The 17783-nt window shown below is 46.4% G+C and carries 14 protein-coding genes; 1 reads left to right on the top strand and 13 read right to left on the bottom strand.

Annotated features, from left to right (window positions below; all coding sequences use genetic code 11):
- Window positions 1-39 precede the first annotated feature (39 nt).
- The 13 genes from FE783_RS36330 to FE783_RS38580 all read right to left on the bottom strand — a co-directional run bounded on the left by FE783_RS36330 (window position 40) and on the right by FE783_RS38580 (window position 16662).
- On the bottom strand, window positions 40-321 hold the full coding sequence (locus FE783_RS36330) for a hypothetical protein (protein ID WP_138884296.1): 282 nt from the start codon (window positions 319-321) through the stop codon (window positions 40-42).
- A 213-nt stretch (window positions 322-534) separates the two neighbouring features.
- A complete protein-coding gene (locus tag FE783_RS36335) occupies window positions 535-1164 on the bottom strand; it encodes a cysteine hydrolase family protein (RefSeq protein WP_138884297.1) in 630 nt (209 codons plus the stop codon).
- 307 nt (window positions 1165-1471) lie between these two features.
- Window positions 1472-2254 (bottom strand): TniQ family protein, encoded by a 783-nt coding sequence (locus FE783_RS36340; RefSeq protein WP_138884298.1) that lies wholly within the window; start codon window positions 2252-2254, stop codon window positions 1472-1474.
- 494 nt (window positions 2255-2748) lie between these two features.
- Complete coding sequence (locus tag FE783_RS36350) at window positions 2749-3762, bottom strand: ABC transporter permease (RefSeq protein ID WP_138884299.1); 1014 nt, start codon at window positions 3760-3762, stop codon at window positions 2749-2751.
- Window positions 3683-4621 carry an ABC transporter ATP-binding protein gene (locus FE783_RS36355; protein ID WP_138884300.1) on the bottom strand — a complete coding sequence of 313 codons (939 nt, stop codon included), beginning with the start codon at window positions 4619-4621 and terminating at the stop codon, window positions 3683-3685. The genes FE783_RS36350 and FE783_RS36355 overlap by 80 nt, the downstream gene beginning before the upstream one ends.
- A gap of 665 nt (window positions 4622-5286) precedes the next feature.
- Window positions 5287-8001, bottom strand: a complete 2715-nt coding sequence (locus tag FE783_RS36365; RefSeq protein ID WP_158302240.1) for a beta-N-acetylhexosaminidase family protein — start codon at window positions 7999-8001, stop codon at window positions 5287-5289.
- A gap of 101 nt (window positions 8002-8102) precedes the next feature.
- The gene (locus tag FE783_RS39115) at window positions 8103-8303 is read right to left on the bottom strand and encodes a transposase (RefSeq protein ID WP_138884302.1); all 201 of its coding nucleotides are present in this window, start codon (window positions 8301-8303) and stop codon (window positions 8103-8105) included.
- Between the two features lie 3 nt (window positions 8304-8306).
- Window positions 8307-11036 carry a phage tail-collar fiber domain-containing protein gene (locus tag FE783_RS36375; protein ID WP_138884303.1) on the bottom strand — a complete coding sequence of 910 codons (2730 nt, stop codon included), beginning with the start codon at window positions 11034-11036 and terminating at the stop codon, window positions 8307-8309.
- A gap of 124 nt (window positions 11037-11160) precedes the next feature.
- Window positions 11161-12033, bottom strand: coding sequence for a sugar phosphate isomerase/epimerase family protein (locus FE783_RS36380; protein WP_138884304.1), 873 nt, complete (start codon window positions 12031-12033; stop codon window positions 11161-11163).
- A gap of 460 nt (window positions 12034-12493) precedes the next feature.
- Window positions 12494-12634 carry a hypothetical protein gene (locus tag FE783_RS37825; RefSeq protein WP_158302241.1) on the bottom strand — a complete coding sequence of 47 codons (141 nt, stop codon included), beginning with the start codon at window positions 12632-12634 and terminating at the stop codon, window positions 12494-12496.
- Between the two features lie 367 nt (window positions 12635-13001).
- Complete coding sequence (locus tag FE783_RS36385; RefSeq protein ID WP_138884305.1) at window positions 13002-13520, bottom strand: GNAT family N-acetyltransferase; 519 nt, start codon at window positions 13518-13520, stop codon at window positions 13002-13004.
- Between the two features lie 990 nt (window positions 13521-14510).
- On the bottom strand, window positions 14511-15488 hold the full coding sequence (locus FE783_RS36390; protein ID WP_138884306.1) for a hypothetical protein: 978 nt from the start codon (window positions 15486-15488) through the stop codon (window positions 14511-14513).
- Between the two features lie 244 nt (window positions 15489-15732).
- A complete protein-coding gene (locus tag FE783_RS38580) occupies window positions 15733-16662 on the bottom strand; it encodes a pentapeptide repeat-containing protein (protein ID WP_238403409.1) in 930 nt (309 codons plus the stop codon).
- Window positions 16663-16873: 211 nt separating this feature from the next.
- Between FE783_RS38580 and FE783_RS36400 the strand changes: the two genes are divergently transcribed.
- Window positions 16874-17431, top strand: coding sequence for a P-loop nucleotide/nucleoside kinase family protein (locus FE783_RS36400; RefSeq protein WP_338015945.1), 558 nt, complete (start codon window positions 16874-16876; stop codon window positions 17429-17431).
- The last annotated feature ends 352 nt before the right edge of the window (window positions 17432-17783 follow it).

Here is a 17783-nt window from a genome sequence, read left to right on the forward strand (position 1 = left end):
TCCTGGAACACGAGTATTTGTCCTTTTTTGCTGGCCAGCTCAGGACAATTTCATGTTACCAGAGGCCTTTTTCTTGTTCAAACCGCGAATTTCTTCATTACAGGAATGCTGCCCGTTAGCTTCATCCCATTTCCAATTTAAAGCCCCCCCTCCCTCAACCGTTTTTTGTTCAGTCGCGGCTAAGGATGGTATGCTCTTGTCCCAATTCGGGTAACGTTTTAAGTTCTTGTCTAGCGAAAAGGACAAGAACTTACACATAAAAAATATAAAGCCGAAACTTTCATTGAATGTATGTTCTTGTCCTCCAAGAATGTCAGCCATGGCCTGACAGCCACTACATAAGAATCAAAATCAATCTGTGGAGTATGTTGTCATGTTCTTGTCATTGACCCAAGACAAGAACATGACAACATAAATGAAAAGAGCCGCGATATACGCGACTCTTAATGTTATATTTTTCTTGTCAGCCGACATGAGTTGTTGTTTATTATTACAAAAAAGGTGTAAGGTCCCATAACCATTGCGGTCAAGGATTTATAAGTGTGAAATTGCTTCCTGCGTTGTCCAACTCGCACTGGCAAATGCTTTGTAATTCGTAACGGCAGCTTGAAAATCCTCTTCACTAATTGTTGCAGTGGCATCGTATACAATAGCTGTTTCAAAACCAGTTTCGATTAGATACCTCATATGGGACTCTACACAAACGTTGGAAAGCACCCCTGCAATAATTATCTTCTCTTTTCTATGTTGTCGCAACTGATATTCCAAGTCATTTGTTTGTGGGCTGGCAACCTTGTGAGGAGTTGCTATGACGGTTCTTCTATCAAAAATATAAGGTTTGAAAGACTGAACAAAATCAGCTCCCCATGAGGGTGGTGTGTACGCATTTGCCACTTGATACAATCTAAGACCTAATAGCATCTTTTGTTCATTTCCTGTAAATTGCCAGCCATAATCATGAGGGTATAAATAATGGGGCGATATGAAAAGTTGGTATCCCTTATTCATGGCAGTTCCCATTAATAGTTCAAGGTTTTGTATAGTATTGTTTCGTTCAATAGTTCCTTTAGTTAGATGATAGCCTCTCCCCCCAGGACTCATAAAGTCATTTTGTGGGTCTGTAATCACAATTGCGGTATTAGCTGGGTGCGGTTTAAATGTCATTTACTTTCCCTCTCCCTCTTAGAGCTTCTTTACAGCAATATATGTCATTTCCAGTTTGTCTAAGTAGTCGATATGTGATTGAGTACGGTATGGATCAGGGAGTTCAATCAAGCTGTGAAGTGTGATTCCCTTACGGTCTGTAAACCATTCCGCGCTAATAAGACCCACTCACACCCCCACCGTTTGCGGGAAATAGGCCAACGTACGAACGCAGAAAAATAACCAAAAACCCGCTCCAGCACTATGGAAGCGGGAGACTTGCTTTCCACATTATGTAACCATCGTCGGGAATGGGATAATGTTCTTGTCATTGAGATTTGACAAGAACTTTATCCCATAAAACCTTATCCCATTTAGCTAAGTATTTTTTTCTGACATGACGGTCTATGGCCCTGAAGCATTTTTTATTTTCATCATAAACGTGATCTTTAAACTCATTACTTAATGAATAGCCTCTCTTGGTCATCTTCTTTATATGTTCACTGTCAGTGAACTTTGATGTAATGGTTGGTTCGAAATTAAACATTTTAACAGAAACAGACCTAGGAATAAACAATAGTCGATCTGTTTCTGTTACAACTCCCCTTTCACCTGCTAACCATTTCAACACATCACCGTCCTCTACTTTTGCAAGGATATTCCACTCAGACCACTGTGTCAAAGTAAAATCGGCTAACGTATATCCGCACTTACAAGTAAAAGGGTCACTCAGGCTGTAGTCACTCAGTAAGAAGGGTATTTGTTTCAAGCAGCCAGGACATGCGCAAATCAGGTCGATTTGATGAGTTGGACAACGTTTAACCAGTGAAAACTGATGCAACCAGCTGTGAAAACCCTTCTTCACGCACTCGGAACACCACCTTAAAGACAGTGGGAACCAAGTATGGATATGCTCAAAAAAATATTCTACTGGTTTTAGGATTGTCGAGATTATGGACCGGTTGTGGCTGATCAGGTCTATTTCCAGATATTCCATCAATTTTGTCGGATCGAATCCGCTTAAATGAACAAACTCCCTTCTCTTATCTCCAATTAAAGTTCCCTTTACGTTCCCCCTTTGAGGGCAGCCCTTTCGGTATTCTGCTTTCACAGCACCGGTTCTCCTTCCTGTATGTACTCAAAACTTACGATTGTTCAGCCCTTCCACTCGCGCGATTACGGCTCGTGTACTATGGCGTCTGCTGACTTCTCACAGCGAGCTTTACTCCGTCTTTCGGATTTTTTTTCTTCTACTCCACGTCTGTTAGATCTCCCCGGGTAAGAGCGATAACTTTCCCCTCATCTATCTGCCACATCTACATGATAGGGTTTGGGCAGTATTGGACTTTGCTTTGAATGGCAAGCTCATCCGTCCCATCATGCCTTATATGTGATTTCTGTTCGTCAGACCGAGGGTTTGCCTCCGGCTTCCTTCAGATTCCGCCTCACGACGGACACCCTTGCCTTCAGCTAACATTTCCTACTGCCAAGCCTGTAGCGGACTTTCACCGCCTAGTTATCGCCCATGCCGGGCGCACCACGAACAGCCCCCAAGCAGATCCGTGTCTGCTTGGGGGCTGCTTCAATTGCTGCGGAACGGCGGGCTTAAGCCGCCACGTCTCTTCGCGTGAACATAAAAATGGAAATCAGATTAAATACGATGAAGTAAACCGCAAGCACTCCGATGGAGAACGAAAGCGTCATTCCACTCTGATAAGGTCTCCCGTCTAAATATTGGGTAAGATCGGTATTAGCGAACAATAGGTATCTGCTCCAATCGAATCGATGCAGCGCCTCCAGCAAAATATTACCTGCAAACATGGCGCCGATGGAAAAAGCGATGGCCATGGTACTGCTGCGGAAAGCGGACGAGATCATAAATGCCATAGTGACATATAGGATGGTTGATACCCCGTTCAACAGATACGTTTTCCACAAGTTAAGGACCATGTTCTTCTCGATAATAATCCCCTCGTATGTCACTTCGACCAAAGGCAGATTCAAATCTCCAAATCCATATAAGATCCCGTTCACCGCGACGGATACGACAAAAAGCGTGAGCAACAAGAGTATGCCGAACATCAATGAGGAGATATATTTGGCTATGAGGATCTTGAGCCGATTAGCTGGCCGGATGAGCAGCAGCTTGATTGTGCCTGACGAAAATTCGCCTGCCAGAATGTCTCCCGCGATAATGATGGTGAATACGGTGATCACGAGCACCATTTCGGCCGAAGTATCGATGCCATCCCACATCGTGCCGTCTGTTGTCGGTATATTTTTCTCCAGATGATAATTGATGAGGGCGATCCGCTGCAGGTTATACGTGCGGGTTTCTTCAGACAGCTCAGGCTTCGCCAAAACCTCGTTTCGGTGTTGTATCTCCTGTTGCAGTTCCGCCTGCCAGCCGCCTTGCGCTTGTTTCCTATCCGAATGCCATTCAATGATATTAACAAAAAGCACCATTGCGATCATAAATCCGACTATAATCCACGTTCTCGCCCTTCGGTAGATCTTCATATTTTCATTGCGAACAAGATTAACCAATCTGATTCCCCCATGTTCCCGTAATTTCCAAGAAACGATCTTCCAGTGACAGTCGAACCAGCTCGACGCCATAGATTCGAATTTGATGCTGCATCAACCCAGACAGCATGTCCGGAACACGAATCCGTTCGGTCCTAACCTCGATAAGCCCATCCTCGACGAGTTCGATCCCATGGATTCCTTCCATTTGTCCCAATACTTCTAACGCTTTTTCCGTCGGCTGTGCTTCAATCCGATACGTTTGTTCCTGCTCGCTCCCCTGGGTAAAATGCTGGATCGGCTTCACATCAATCAACTTGCCCTGCTGCAGAATAGCAACCCGGTCGCACATGAGTTCCATCTCGGACAACAGATGGCTGGAGACGATAACCGTGATGCCTTCCGTACGGGTCAGCTGCCTTAAATAGTCACGCAACTCGCGAATCCCTGCCGGGTCCAAACCGTTCGTCGGTTCATCCAGAATTAACAGCGACGGCCGATGCAGCAGCGCCTGCGCTACCCCAAGGCGCTGACGCATGCCGAGTGAATACTTCTTGACTTTGTCGTGAATGCGGTTCTCTAGTCGGACCAGCTTCACCACTTCGTCGATCCTTTCTTTCGTCACACCCGGCACCATGCGGGCATAATGAACGAGGTTCAGGTACCCGCTCAAATACTTGTACATTTCAGGATTTTCAACGATGGCTCCGACATGTCGGATTGCTTGCTCGAATTCGGTTTTGATATTTTTCCCTTTGATCAGGATCTGTCCCTTTGTTGTCGACATCAGTCCGACGATCATGCGGATGGTCGTTGTTTTGCCGGCCCCGTTCGGGCCCAAAAAGCCGAAAATTTCGCCTTGCGGCACATCAAACGTAAGATCGTCGATGACTGTGGTTCGGCCGATCCGTTTCGTTACATTTTGCAAACTGATGATAGGTTCGTTGCTCATAAACGGCTCCTTCCTTTACCTAGTGATGCCCCTTCATATGTACACGTTTTAGGTAAGTGCAGATTGAATTTAACATAAAATTTATTGTTTTAAAATATATAATTATTGTTTTATATAATAAATTCAAAAAAAGTCTCTGAAATTAGATCCTGACTCAGTAACTGTCTTTTGATTATCAGGAAATTGATTGATCTCCCTTAACAAAAAAGCTATTTTTGCATAATCTTCTTTGCTTATTTCATTAGGCGACCATTTGTTTCTTTTTTCCTGGAGAATTAAGTTGATTTCATTCCAATTGTCTTTCAGTTTCTCGCTAAAGTTGTTTTACCACTCCCAACCGAACCAATAATATGTATTTTTCTCGGATGGTCCTTTTTCAATTCGATCATCAACTTTCCGCACAGTTTATTATTGAGAACATATTCCTCAAATGTTTTCCAAATCCTGCATTTGCATTGTCCTGCCCATCTGTATGCGAAGGCTCGAAAACCTAGGCTTTACCGTCACACCTCTAAGCGGGTTCTCCGACATCTACCATTTCTCCAAGTCGTTCAAACGCTACACCGGCCTGCCTCCCTCACACTACCCGGAAATCGTCGCATCTATAAAACGATCGCCCCTCCAGCCGGAAGGGCGATCGTTTTGCTTGTTCATTCCGTTCGGGCCTACTGCCCGCTTGCTTCCTCCTGAACGGGGACAGCGGCGGCGCTCAGCTTCCCGCACAGGTCTTGGCAGTTTAATACTTTTTCCTGCAGCATCCGGCCGGTGTAATAATAATGGTTGCTCGCTTCATAACCGATCCGCGAGTCGCGTCTCATCAGGTCGTACAGTTGCCGGGTGATTTCGATCTCCCGTTCGGCCAGCTCTTTCATCCGCTGCCGCGAGTTTGCCGCCTCTGCCGGATCCTCCGTTCCCGACAGCCTCTCCCGCTCGAGAACGAAAGCGATCTGGTGATACGTGCTGCGGAAATGGTAATAGGCCCCTAATGCGGTGTGAAGCATATTCGCGTAAGTGTCCTTTTTGAGAGCATCCGTCAACTGACGGCCGGCATCGACCAGCAGTTTCAGCCCCTGTTCCCAGCCTTCGGTCAATAGACGGAACTGCTCCTCGAACATCTCCGGCGGATAAATCGCCCGCCAGCGGTGCACGTCGTCATAAGGAAAACCTACCATTGTCGCGTTGTAACCGGTCGGCATCAGATGCAGCAGATTCCCAGGACCGTAGTTCATCGGAGCCGTATACACGACCGAGACATGGAACGGGAAGTGGCGGAACGCATCGCTGAAAGCAGTCGTCGCCCTCGCTATGGCGCTGCCGCTCTCATAGCCGAACTTGCTCCGAAGCCAGCTAAGCGGTACGGGCTCATCCTCCGGTTTATCATCCTGTTCCGTACATCCCCGTTCCGTCGCCCAAAAATGTTTGGACGCCATCTCCAAGGTCGGGGACGGATACCCGCCAAGCGTCCAGCTTAGCATCAGCCCGCTGACTCCCTCCTCGTTCAAGTTGCCGATATGCTCATTTACCAGATCGAATACCGGCAGGAACGGGACCGCCGAGCATTCCCAGGTGTTGTTGAACTGCACCTTGGCGTAAGCCTGCAATCCGTGCCGACGGGCAGCTTTCCAGACGTTCCGCGACTTGTCGCCCGGACCGACTTGCGAGATCGAGTAGTCTACGACTTGACCAGGTATCCCGCCTACGTTTGTCGGTTTCTCGTCTTCGCTAACGCTCATGACGCTGACCCCTTTCGGCAGAAGCGAGATGCAGCGCTCCAGATCAAATCCGTTCGACTCGCGCCAGCCCCACGTCCAACATACGATCCGGGCATCCGGCTTGGCGCTGTGTGCGCCCTCGGCGATCAGACGGTTCACCTCGGCCACCACTTCAGCCCGGGATCGCTCCGAGCAGCGGGGGCAAGTCAGCTTGGATCTGCCCGATACAGAGTAACAGTTGGTCATATTTTCCGACATCGTGATCGTAAACAGGCCCGCCAGCTCCGGGACCGACCGGAACAGCGCCGCAGTCCCTTCCTTTAAATACCGCTGCACTTCCGGATGCGACGTGCACATCGAAGCGTAAGTGCCGATCGTATGCCCCCGCCATTCCGGTCTTGCCTCGAAAAATTCCAAAGGCATGGAGCGCGGCTCGTTAAAGTACAAATAAACTCCGATCCCGTAATCGGCCGCCCGGGTCGCCAGCTTGCGCAGCCCTTCCACCCGGCGTTCCCAGCCTATCGACATCTCGGGCGCTTCGGCAAAAGGCACAAGCTGGTACAGCACGCACTGCAGCCAAACCGCGTTTACCCCCGTTTCCGACAATCTCTCGAGCAAATGTTCGGGATACGGGTCAAGCTCGGGATCGAGCAGCGGATCTCCATATACAGCGAAATAAGAATACAGCAGCCGGAAATCGTACCTAGTAGACCGATTCGTCACACCCCGGACCACGAAAGGTCCTCCCTGCTCGTTCATCCCGGCCGTTATCCACTGCAAGCCTCGCAGCAGCCCGTTCTCATCCACAGCCTCTATGGTAACCCGGTTGCCCTCTGCAGCGATACGATGGCTTTCGCGGAGCTTGCCGCCGTCCGGCGCGAGCTTCAACTGTACAACACTCCAGTCCGGGCCGACCGGCTGGCCGCTACCCTCCATCCGGAGACGGAATCCCCATGCACGTTCGAGCCTATCGGCGAACCTCTCGGCAAATCCCCGAACCCGTCTAGAAGCGCCTTCCGGCAAAACGATGGAATAACTGCCGTCCAGTACTACCTTGTCTTCACCATCTCCGGGCTCCGTTACGCCGGCTCCGGACGTTGCGCCCTGCCACTGCGCCTCTCCGGCATCCCGGAACCCGCCGAGAAATGTAAACGGCTTCTCCGGCGCGGCGGTAAGTTCGACTCCCCATTCATCCGGAGCGGCTGAATCGTCCTTAGGAAAATAATGAGCTATCGTATCGCGGACCTGCTCCGTTTTTTCTCGCTCCTCGTCGGTTAACGGACGGTAATAAACGGGCTCCATGGCAGGCTTTAGACTGCCCATTTTAATCCATAGGAAGTCGTCCTCTTTAAGAGCGAATGCCATCTGGTCTTTCGTCCAATCCAGCAATACGAGCAGCTGCTCGTACGGCAGCAAGTGCCAGTTGGCACGCAGTATCGTAATGTAGCCGCGGGATAACCAGAGCGGATCGGCTTTTTCGGGAACCGGCAAGCCGAGTCCTCCCGCAACCTCCTCCAATTCGGCAACGGTAGCCCGCAGCGTAAGGGCCAGCCTTTCTACAGGAATAAGTCCCCAGTTGCGCCAAACAATCGCTTGCAAACGCGTCGGAAAGTGGGGAAACGACAGCGGCACCCGGTTATCGGTTTCCGCAAACAGCTCGAGCTTCATTCGGCCTGCTCCCTTCATATGGACCATTTTTAAGTCACAGTACCACCTATTCAACGGGTGGCTTGATATCGCCCCTATAAGGGGCATGGTACTGGCAGTGCCTAAAGGCGCGGATAAATTCGGATACGCTCAACTTTAGGCGGTATCTTCACGTACATGTGTACGTGATCCGCACGGATACTGCCTTTTACCAATTCAACGTTCTTGTACTCGCACAGTGTCCTCAGTACTTCTCCAACTTCTTTTCGGACCTCTTTGAAGAACACTTTTCGGCGAAATTTTGATGTAGAAATCGATTTCATAAATTAGAAAGATAATTGACCAGCTAAACTTGCACCTGAATTTAAACCGTATATTGACATAGTACAATTTGACGAAATTCTATTTGATGCCCCATACGCCGGTTGAGGTGTAGCAGAATAGCCTGAAAGCTTTAACAGGTATTTATCGCCAGACTGCGTAATTGATAGTGAAGGATTTGTAAAATGCGGAGATAAACTAACAGAATTCACAGTATCAATGACGCCACTGTTGTTTTGCGCAAAACCAATCAAACTCCCATCAACATAGATATTACTTGATGCCCCGGTACCAATCCCCTCCGAACCCTGAGCGACTAACATAATTTTAGCAACAGCACTGCCTAGAACAACACCGCCGGAGTTTTTCATTTGCATAAATACATTTAAATCAGCAGTACATGCTCTGTTTGATTGTGTCGCTATTGATTTTATGATAGATGTATCCACTTCAGCTATAGTATGGACTCCAGATGATAGTTCAGTTGAACTTAAAAAATCCTTTCTTGACAGTGCAAAAGATACTCGTGCTTCAGTATGGAGACGTGGCGCTTTATGTCGTGATAAAGAAGATCCACTGTACGAGTTTCCGAATTGTGTAACAACTTGGCCCTCTGAATACATTCTGTAGCCATTTGACCAATTTCCAACAAAAACAGGGGGAGCTAGTGTATCCAGATTAGTACCACTTAATGATGATTTGAATTTAACATCACAATAATCAACATCAGTCTTGTATGTTGCAGCAGCACCAAACTGATTGCCAATAAATGTTATGCCAGAGCTATATGCTGTACTGCCAACTTTGCCAATCTCAATCAAGCATTTTAAAGTTGGCAGATCACCAGCACTATTCCCTTCGCAATAATTACTCATGAATGTTCCTGCATAAACTGCACCGAGTTTAGCAAGAACACCACTGGATTCCCAAAGATTTCTTTGAACCTCAATAACATTAACTGCAGGTGAGCCGTCACCATCAATATAAATTCCACCGTAACATGATTCACCCATATTATAACTAAATGTAACGTTAAAACCTCTTTTGGAATCAACAATACGTTTACATAGAGCTAAGTGGTTACTTATGATTTGAATTGATTGAACATAACCTGTTGTCTCAGACCTACGTGGTACTGATGCTTTTACAAGTGCGCTTATGCGCAAGTATCGACCACCACGCATAATAACGTTATATAAACGATCTCCATTAATAACAACCGAGTCAGACACACCATCCCCCTGAAATCTCAACCCCCTGCCGATTTCCAGAACCGATGTGTAAAGGTCGCTTGATGAGTTTTCAGAACCTATTGAACGTTGAGAAGTAAAAATACCTGTAGAGCTATATACCCAAATCCTCGCTCCATCTCCACAGATGTCCATTAATTTTTCACCGGTCAGCCCATTTGTTGGTAGGCCTATAGGTGTCGTCATCTTAAAGTTTCTATCAGCATTCCCAAACCATACCCTTCCCATTGAAATGTCAACAGCTTTTTGAACTTCTGGTGAACAGTCAACGGAAGCAGTATAGTCCGCACCGAACCAGCAAGGGTCTGCATAAGTTGAATATTGTCTTTTCCATCGTGTCCCATCTACCCCAACCAAAATAGTTCCATCATTATCTACGCTTGTTGTATCACTTAAATCTGCTTTAAATAAACCACCTCCATAAATGTAGCCTTCTTTACGTTGTGCAACATAAACAACTTGCCCATCATACCAAGGGGTAAAAGATTTTAAATGTGAAAAATACTGAAGCCTTAAAGAGGCGTTAATAATTTGTTGTGTGATACCGCTTTCATCAACAATATAGCTTGCCGAATTTGTTTTAATCCACCCCGCCATGTCAGCATTAGGATCGGCGGTGTTGTTTGCAACGGTAGAGCGTACAATATCGCCATTATCCAGTCTTACACGAGCATTTAAAGGGTAGCCATTGGGATTTGCGTACCATTTCGCACCAACATAGTCATTAACTTGCTGTTGCGTCTCTCCATTTGCGCTCTGAATAGAGCTAGCTGGATGTGCTCCAGCCAAATCACGACCAGCCAGGTCGTTATGGGTCGCAAGCTCAAGCTTCGCCGCTATTCCTGGGGGAATTTTGTCCTTGCCTTTAGACCCTTCGTATATGGTACCGGCAACCGATAAACCCTCTTTCCCGTAAGCCGCCACCGATCCCGGGAGTATGCTGCCCGCGGCAAAGGCCGCACCGGCCATGCTGAAGGCCGTCAGCAGCTTTCTGCGGCTTACATGGGTGACCGGCTCCTCCGGCGGTTCCTGTTCCAAACCGTTCCCCGCTTGCTGCTCTATCTTTTCTGTTTGTAAAATAAGATTTGTTTCAGCAGCATTTGCCAGTGCGATAATGATACGCACGGTCATATTGATACCAGTTGACTGCGTCAGTAGTCGTTTTTGCTGTGCAGGGTCAACATGCCCGATTGCAATCATTGCACCTGTACTGTCAAAAATAGCAATCTCTCGAATGGTAAAGCCGCCAACATCAACTGGTAATGCAGATTCAAACATCAGTGTATTTGTTGCTTGTGTGTCACGAATCGGGTTAGATGCATGACCACGCCATACTTCATGAGCTAACGCAATCATATTTTCTGTCAGAACAGGATATGATCCATTGCCATCACCAACGGCGACATGCGTAATCTCAAGCTGATTTTCAGGGGTGGCGCTAGCTAGTTTAGCTTTACCAACGGCTGTTAAAATTGAACCTGTCATTATTTATCACCCTCATCTATTAGTCATGTCCCCTTCATACAAGACTTGTTGCAAAGCAGGCACCGCCTCTCCTGCCTTGTGTACCGGAAAACAGCTGCCTCGTTTCGGTCGTTTGAGACGTGTTTTACAGTTCCCCCCACACGCGCTTGGCGTACTCGAACCCTTGCTTCGTGGCACTTTTGCATTCTTCGATGCCTTCGAATTCGAGCGACAGGTAACCGTCATAGCCCGCTTGTTTGATTGCGCGTATCACATCCCGCATGGGAATATCGCCTTGCCCCAATATCGCGCCGCGCAGTTGGTTGCCTCCGGCTGTCGGGAACCAGCCCGGGCACGAAGAACCTGGACTTCTGTCCGGCGTGCGAACATAAAAATCTTTCAAATGGACCATCGACGCCAGGCGGATGTTTCGCTGAACGGCGATAAGCGGCAACTCGTCGACGCATAGAAAATTGCCGATATCGAGTGTCATGCGGTAATTGTCGCGGTCCACTTCTTCGATCAAATGCTGCACGCGTTCGCTGCCTTGCATGTAGTACCCGTGGTTCTCGACGCTTGTCGTAATGCCGTAACTGGCGGCGTAATCGGCAATGCTGCGGCACGCTTCTGCAAGCATTGGAAGATCCCGCCGAAAGTTGCGGACCGAAATGTCGCCGATCGGCCGCGCTGCTACATCATGCCTCATATGTTTCGCGCCAAGTCGCACCGTCACATCGACATGCCGTTTTACGCGCTCGATCATCCGCTCGTATTCATCGGCGCCGGCCGTGATGAAATTGGCGGAGACACAATAGTTCGATACATCGATCCCTGCCCGCTGTGCCCTGTCCCGAATCGCGTCGGCAAGCTCCGGCTGCTCCAGCAGGTCGAACCCGACGGAAGCGATCTCGACATGCGCCGCGCCCGCCTCTGCGATCCAATCGATAGCCGTAAGTACCGTCATCTCGTTGGATACGATGGCTCCTTTTAAACAGTACAGACTGATTCCCAGCTTCATACAATCTCCCTCTCATGGTCCTATTCGCGCGAGCGCCAAGCCTGCCGTAAATAAATGCGGATTGTTCCTGCAACAGGTCGATAAGTTTCGGGACTGCCGCGCCGGCATGCTCCCCCAATTCCCCTAACGCATAAGCGACAAAACCCAATTCATCTCTATTCTCGTATTCTGCATCCAACGCTTCGATCAATGACGGAATCGCCACAGGTCCTTCCGCAGCCAATCCATGAGCCGACAGCCGGGGCACCGAGAAGCTCCGGGGCCCCGCTACGTCCGGAGCCGAGTGCTTCAATCCCTGAACGAGCACGGGCACTCCTTCTTGACCAAGGGCAGCGAGTGCGTATGCCGTATTAAGAGCATCATTCTCAACTTCGCCGGTCAATGCTTGCGCCAGTTCCTCTTGGTCGAATAATTGCTGAATCTCGGGGATGCGGGGCACCAGATTGTTTCCCTGATTCTCTTAGTTCGCATATACCTCATTCATTTTCCGTATAACCTTTTGGTGAAACTCGCAGGAGAAGTCGGTCTGAAGCTGCAATTTTCCGTGAGTGATAAATTGCACGATCTGTTCGTCGTTCAACAAATATTTGGAATCGATCAATGCATGATACCTCCCCAGATTGAACAGGTTGACTCCCTATCAGGAATATCCCAAACCACTATCGCAGCATAGCCGTTCGAAACGATCGGATCGACATCGTCCTGTTTCTATATTATATATAATATAGTCAATATATATGTAAAGTCAATCGGAAGTTCGGCATCGCGATGAAAGCAAAAACCGCTAAAACCCGATATTGGACAAGGGATTTAACGGTTCATGGACAAATCTCGCCTATTTCTATTTCATTCCGAATAGTTTCAAAGCATTTTCTTAGGCAATTTTCTGGAACACAGTTTCGCTTATTTTTTTGGTATCGCGCCAATCGAAAACCAATTGCAGCCAGTTCGTTAAACTATTGTCCCCTTTAGTTCACTAGTCGCAATCTTAAAATCATTAAGTCTTCATCGAAATACTGTTCATCAAACTTTAATGCATGTGGTTCTATACCGTAAACTTCAAACCCTAGCGAGACATATAAGCGTTTTGCTGATTTGTTATTAGACACAACCGTCAAATGAATCTGTTCCAACCCTTCACATTCTTTTGTTGCTCTTTCAATCAAGGCTAATAGAAGGGCTTTACCTAACCCCTGTCCTCGAAATTGAGGCTCTACGTACATACCGTAAATGTTTCCTTTATGTGCCGTCTTAAGCCTGTCTTCACGTGAAAAATTGACAATGCCAACTAATGTGTTACTTTCGTCAAAACATCCCAATGTAAATTGATCTTTTGTATGGTGTATCCTTTCTATAATGTGCCCCAATGGTTTAGTTTCTTCTTGCTCATACGTTGATCCAAATGAATCGGGGTCATTTTTCAATGCACGCAACCTTACTTCTCTATACACTTGGGCATCAGAGTCATTCAACAGACGAATGTTCATTAGTCACTTCCGATCATTTATCAAATTGTTCTAAATAAAACTTGCGGATTGAAGTAAACTGCCCCGTTACTTCAACGAACAACGGCAGCCAATCGTGTAGCCGTGTTAGCGTAATGCCTACTCCAACGGTTTAGATGCCGTGAGTAGTTCATTTACACTTTCTAGATACCTAAGAGTTCGTTCGATATCGTCTTTACCATAACTTCTGACTACTATCATATGAGGGATGAATAAGCTAGGAGGATCAATGTTAGTCCGAGTTAAGTTATTCTTCAATCTGTCTGGCGTATATAAGATACTCACCGCTTGCTTCCGTCGTCGAAAGTCATCGTTATTTCAACCCAATTCCATTCATCAGAGGATCCTAAAGGATCATCATCGAAATGCCAACTCAACAATTTCATTGGTTCCTCCAGCACAGAAGCTATCGTATCCGTTCAATAAACGAACTTGGAACCAAGCCCCCAGAAAGTATAATCATAAGTGTTTGGATACTTTATAAGATGCTTAGAACGATTAATCCAATCTTTTAGTTTTACCGATTGAGCTGAAATTTCTACCTTATCTAACAACATGGATAACTTGACTAATTCACCAGTTTCGCCTGACCTAACGATATCTCCTGTGAAAACGTAGAGACTGCTAAAAAAATGAATTATGTTTGCAGTTTTCGTCCTCGATAAATGAACAAATCATTGGAATATTTTCGAAACTATTTACAGCTATCTCCCAATCTTGCTCAGGGATTTTCTCATCATTGTACGCCCAAACTCTTATCTCATCAGGAGAAGGGTTCCACGCGTGTTGTGCATCTCTAAAAATAATATCCAGCACCTCATTTTCTTTATTTACTACCGAAAAAAATACCTTTTTATTTCACTCAGTTACTTCAATAGGCCGCCGATCGCCGGCAGCCTGCTGAATCACCTATTGTGCTCTCGTACCCTAGTTAGCTTATTGATGTTTTGGGAATTCCCCCCAAAATGATCATTACATATTAGTCAAATCAAAATCATGCAGCTTGATAAGTTCTTTTCTCCCTCGATTCCCTTTTTTGATTTCAACTTTACCTTCTTCACTCGTCCGCCGCAAAATGTAATCACCAGTTAACAGGTTGTAGTCGTCTTCATCCGCTTCTTCAAGTGTAGACGTACCAGTATAGTAATTACCGGTTGTGAATCCAATGAGGTACCAGTCCATGTCCTGATATCGGAAACGGTAACGGTTGTACCAGCGCCAGTTGCTCCCTCCGTAATCACGAATTAATACGGTTCCTCGTTCAATCATAATGCCGTCGAAAGGATCGCCATATACTCCACCCGAATCTGCGCTCAGTACCACCTTATCTGAAATAAGTGACAACTCCAAGGTATTATCTTGTCGGCCAAAAGCCAAGAGCAAGGAACGCGGACCGGGCCCACTGAAGGTATCGCTAAGCCCTTCTACTACCGCCGCCACATCAGGAATGCCATCCTTATTAAGATCACCGGTTGCTACGGCTGGGATGGTATCATGACTATCCTTCATAACGTGCCAACCCTCGGGAAGCAGTGGTATGAGTCTGGATCTCGCTTCTACTGTCGATAGCGTTCCTTCTCCGCCATCAATGGGTGTAGGAGTTGTCCCTATCGACTTTCTCGCTTCGACCTCAAGTTTATTCTCATCTCGTTGGTCCGTTTCACTGGTTTCAGTACCAATGGATGCACCGCTGCTTTTTATATCGATGCGGATTGTAGAGGTGCTGCTAGCAACCGGCGAAGATGTGACGCTTGATTCTTGGGTACCCACGACCCGAGCAGACCCGCCTGACTTGTCACTTACTGATTTATCAGCGTCACTTGAATTTTCTGTACAACCAGTGGCCCAAATAACCACTAGGACGAATAATAATGCAACGGCGGATCGCCTTCTTTTAGCGGAGCTACTTCCTAGCGGATACTGATTGGACCTCGTACGCTCGTGTTTCAACACCACATCCCTCCTGATTTCAGCTATCTATCTATCTTGATTCCACTTAATGAGATCTCATCAAACTTACGATTTGAACTAAGAATGAATTCATGTAGCAAAGCTATACGGAATCCTATATTCGTTAATTGATGGAAGTATCCTGCCCGATACTTTAATGAAACAGGGAGCAGTACCGCGGTGGTCTTCTCCTTGCTCAGGTTGAACTATCGTACTCGTTAGCGTAGCGACAAATACATATTTGCTAGCTTTGATCCTGCAACATTTTATTTTCATATTCCCTAATCAAATCCTCAATTAATATGCCGTTGATCTTTAGACCGGAGATATTGCAATTCGTAATTTCGATATCCGACAAGTCACAGTTTGTCATTATACTTCTGTTGAGGTCGCAACGATCGAATCGTACCGGTTCCATCCTGGCGTTCGGGTTATAGGCAGGATGATCAATAGGTGCCATTTTAGGACCAATATTGTGGATGAATGCCCCACCGAGGTTCGCCCCATCAATCTCCAATCCGCCTAAATTAGCATCGATAATCTTGGTTCCCGCAAGAGTTACTTCTTGAAAATAGAGAGGCTCTCCCTTAACGGTTACAAATCGTGAACCGGAGAGGTCGGCGCAGTTTACCAGTAGCTTCTTTTGTCGATCTAAACAATCGTTGATTTCCGTTATCTCCGGTATTGAAGTTCCTTCATCGGTTAGTGTTCCTGCGATGGAGAGCGATCTCACACATACAGTTGATCCCATAGCAGAGCCAATCCCAATTTGTCCTGCCACCTTACTGAAATCTCCTGCTACACGGTAACGTTCTATCCCGTCAACACTTACGGACACATAGTCGACTTCAATGTTCCATAATAAGTTAATCCAAGTGTTCTTCGGCACTTTTCCCGCGCCTGTAATACTTCTTGCCTTACCTGTTCCGGGGTCGCACCAACGCAATTCTTCCTCATTGCGCTCCCAATTAAAAATGAGTTGCCCCCCATCATATAGCAATCGGATATTCGTGGAATCGGTCATAACTTCGGCTCGAATGACGACGGGGCTTTTATATTTTTGTGTAGAAACCGCATAACCTTTATCATAGGAACACCATATTTTTATTTCTTCATCTGTTTTTTCAATGCTGCAATTTTCCGCAGTAAGTTCATGGAGGTTTATTTCTGACAATATAACCACCTCTTCCCAATTGATACTACTACTTTAAATCAACATGCAATCCGCTGTAAATATTTCCTTATGATAGGCTTTTTGGAGCATAACTGTCCAAAGAAAATAAACTTCTAGACTGAAAAATAAAGTGATAGACTGAGAAAATAAAGTTTTAGACTGATGAGAAAGAGCCATTTCAATTAGACAAAGATAAAAGGAGATGAAGTATTTGCTGAGTGAAAAGATTGTTATCGAAAAATTGGTGCAGCAAAAGCGTACGAGCGCAGCTCCCGTCGTTGTGATGATGTGCGGCGTGGCAGGATCGGGTAAAACGACCTTTGCGCAAAAGTTGGAAAAAGAGGGATTTGCCCGGCTCTCGATAGATGAGGATATTTGGACCACACACGGACGTTTTGGAGTTGATTATCCAGAGGAAAATTATGAGTCTTATCAAAAAGAATCGGAAATAAAGTTGCGGATGGAACTGGTGAATCTGATCCAAGCTAGACACCATGTCGTTGTCGATTTTAGCTTTTGGCAGAGTCAAAGACGCAATGAATACAAGCAACTGATCGACGAGTATGGCGGCGTGTGGGAGCTGATTTACTTAAAGGTTCAGCCGGATGAGTTACGTCAGAGGCTTCTCATCAGAAGTGAACGTTTTGACGCCAATGCGGCATTTCCGATCACCGAGGACATTCTAACCCAGTATTTAAACGGTTTTGAGACTCCTTCTGGAGAAGGGGAAACGGTAATCGAAGCGAGAGAACGGGAGACAAAAGCATAAAAGTGCAGCGGCAATCTAGGACTTCATTTTCAAGTTTTAGGCTGCCCCTGTATAATTGGAGTCAGTTTAATGCTTATTTTGAAGGACTAACGTATCGTTTCATCGTTTCATAAAGCCTGAAATAAAAAACAATCCAGTCTAACACTTTATTTTCCGGATTTATCCTTATATCCATTCGATTTAACTGTCCAGTCTACAACTATTTTTCTGAGGTAGTTGATAATCTATATAAGTTGAACTAAAGACGCTTGGAAGGAACTTCAAGATACCCGCGTCGAATAAGACACTACAACTTATTTGTACGGGTGATCGCGATGAAAACGATTGAAGAGCAATTACGTGATGTAGAACA

Origin of the sequence: Paenibacillus mesophilus, from assembly GCF_005938385.1 — a bacterium.
GTDB lineage: Bacteria > Bacillota > Bacilli > Paenibacillales > NBRC-103111 > Paenibacillus_AB > Paenibacillus_AB mesophilus.

Coding starts and splice junctions, on each gene's coding strand:
- FE783_RS36330 (WP_138884296.1), bottom strand. CDS start 321: ATGGCTGACATTCTTGGAGGACAAGAACATACATTCAATGAAAGTTTC.
- FE783_RS36335 (WP_138884297.1), bottom strand. CDS start 1,164: ATGACATTTAAACCGCACCCAGCTAATACCGCAATTGTGATTACAGAC.
- FE783_RS36350 (WP_138884299.1), bottom strand. CDS start 3,762: ATGGCGTCGAGCTGGTTCGACTGTCACTGGAAGATCGTTTCTTGGAAA.
- FE783_RS36355 (WP_138884300.1), bottom strand. CDS start 4,621: ATGAGCAACGAACCTATCATCAGTTTGCAAAATGTAACGAAACGGATC.
- FE783_RS36365 (WP_158302240.1), bottom strand. CDS start 8,001: ATGAAGCTCGAGCTGTTTGCGGAAACCGATAACCGGGTGCCGCTGTCG.
- FE783_RS39115 (WP_138884302.1), bottom strand. CDS start 8,303: ATGAAATCGATTTCTACATCAAAATTTCGCCGAAAAGTGTTCTTCAAA.
- FE783_RS36375 (WP_138884303.1), bottom strand. CDS start 11,036: ATGACAGGTTCAATTTTAACAGCCGTTGGTAAAGCTAAACTAGCTAGC.
- FE783_RS36380 (WP_138884304.1), bottom strand. CDS start 12,033: ATGAAGCTGGGAATCAGTCTGTACTGTTTAAAAGGAGCCATCGTATCC.
- FE783_RS36385 (WP_138884305.1), bottom strand. CDS start 13,520: ATGAACATTCGTCTGTTGAATGACTCTGATGCCCAAGTGTATAGAGAA.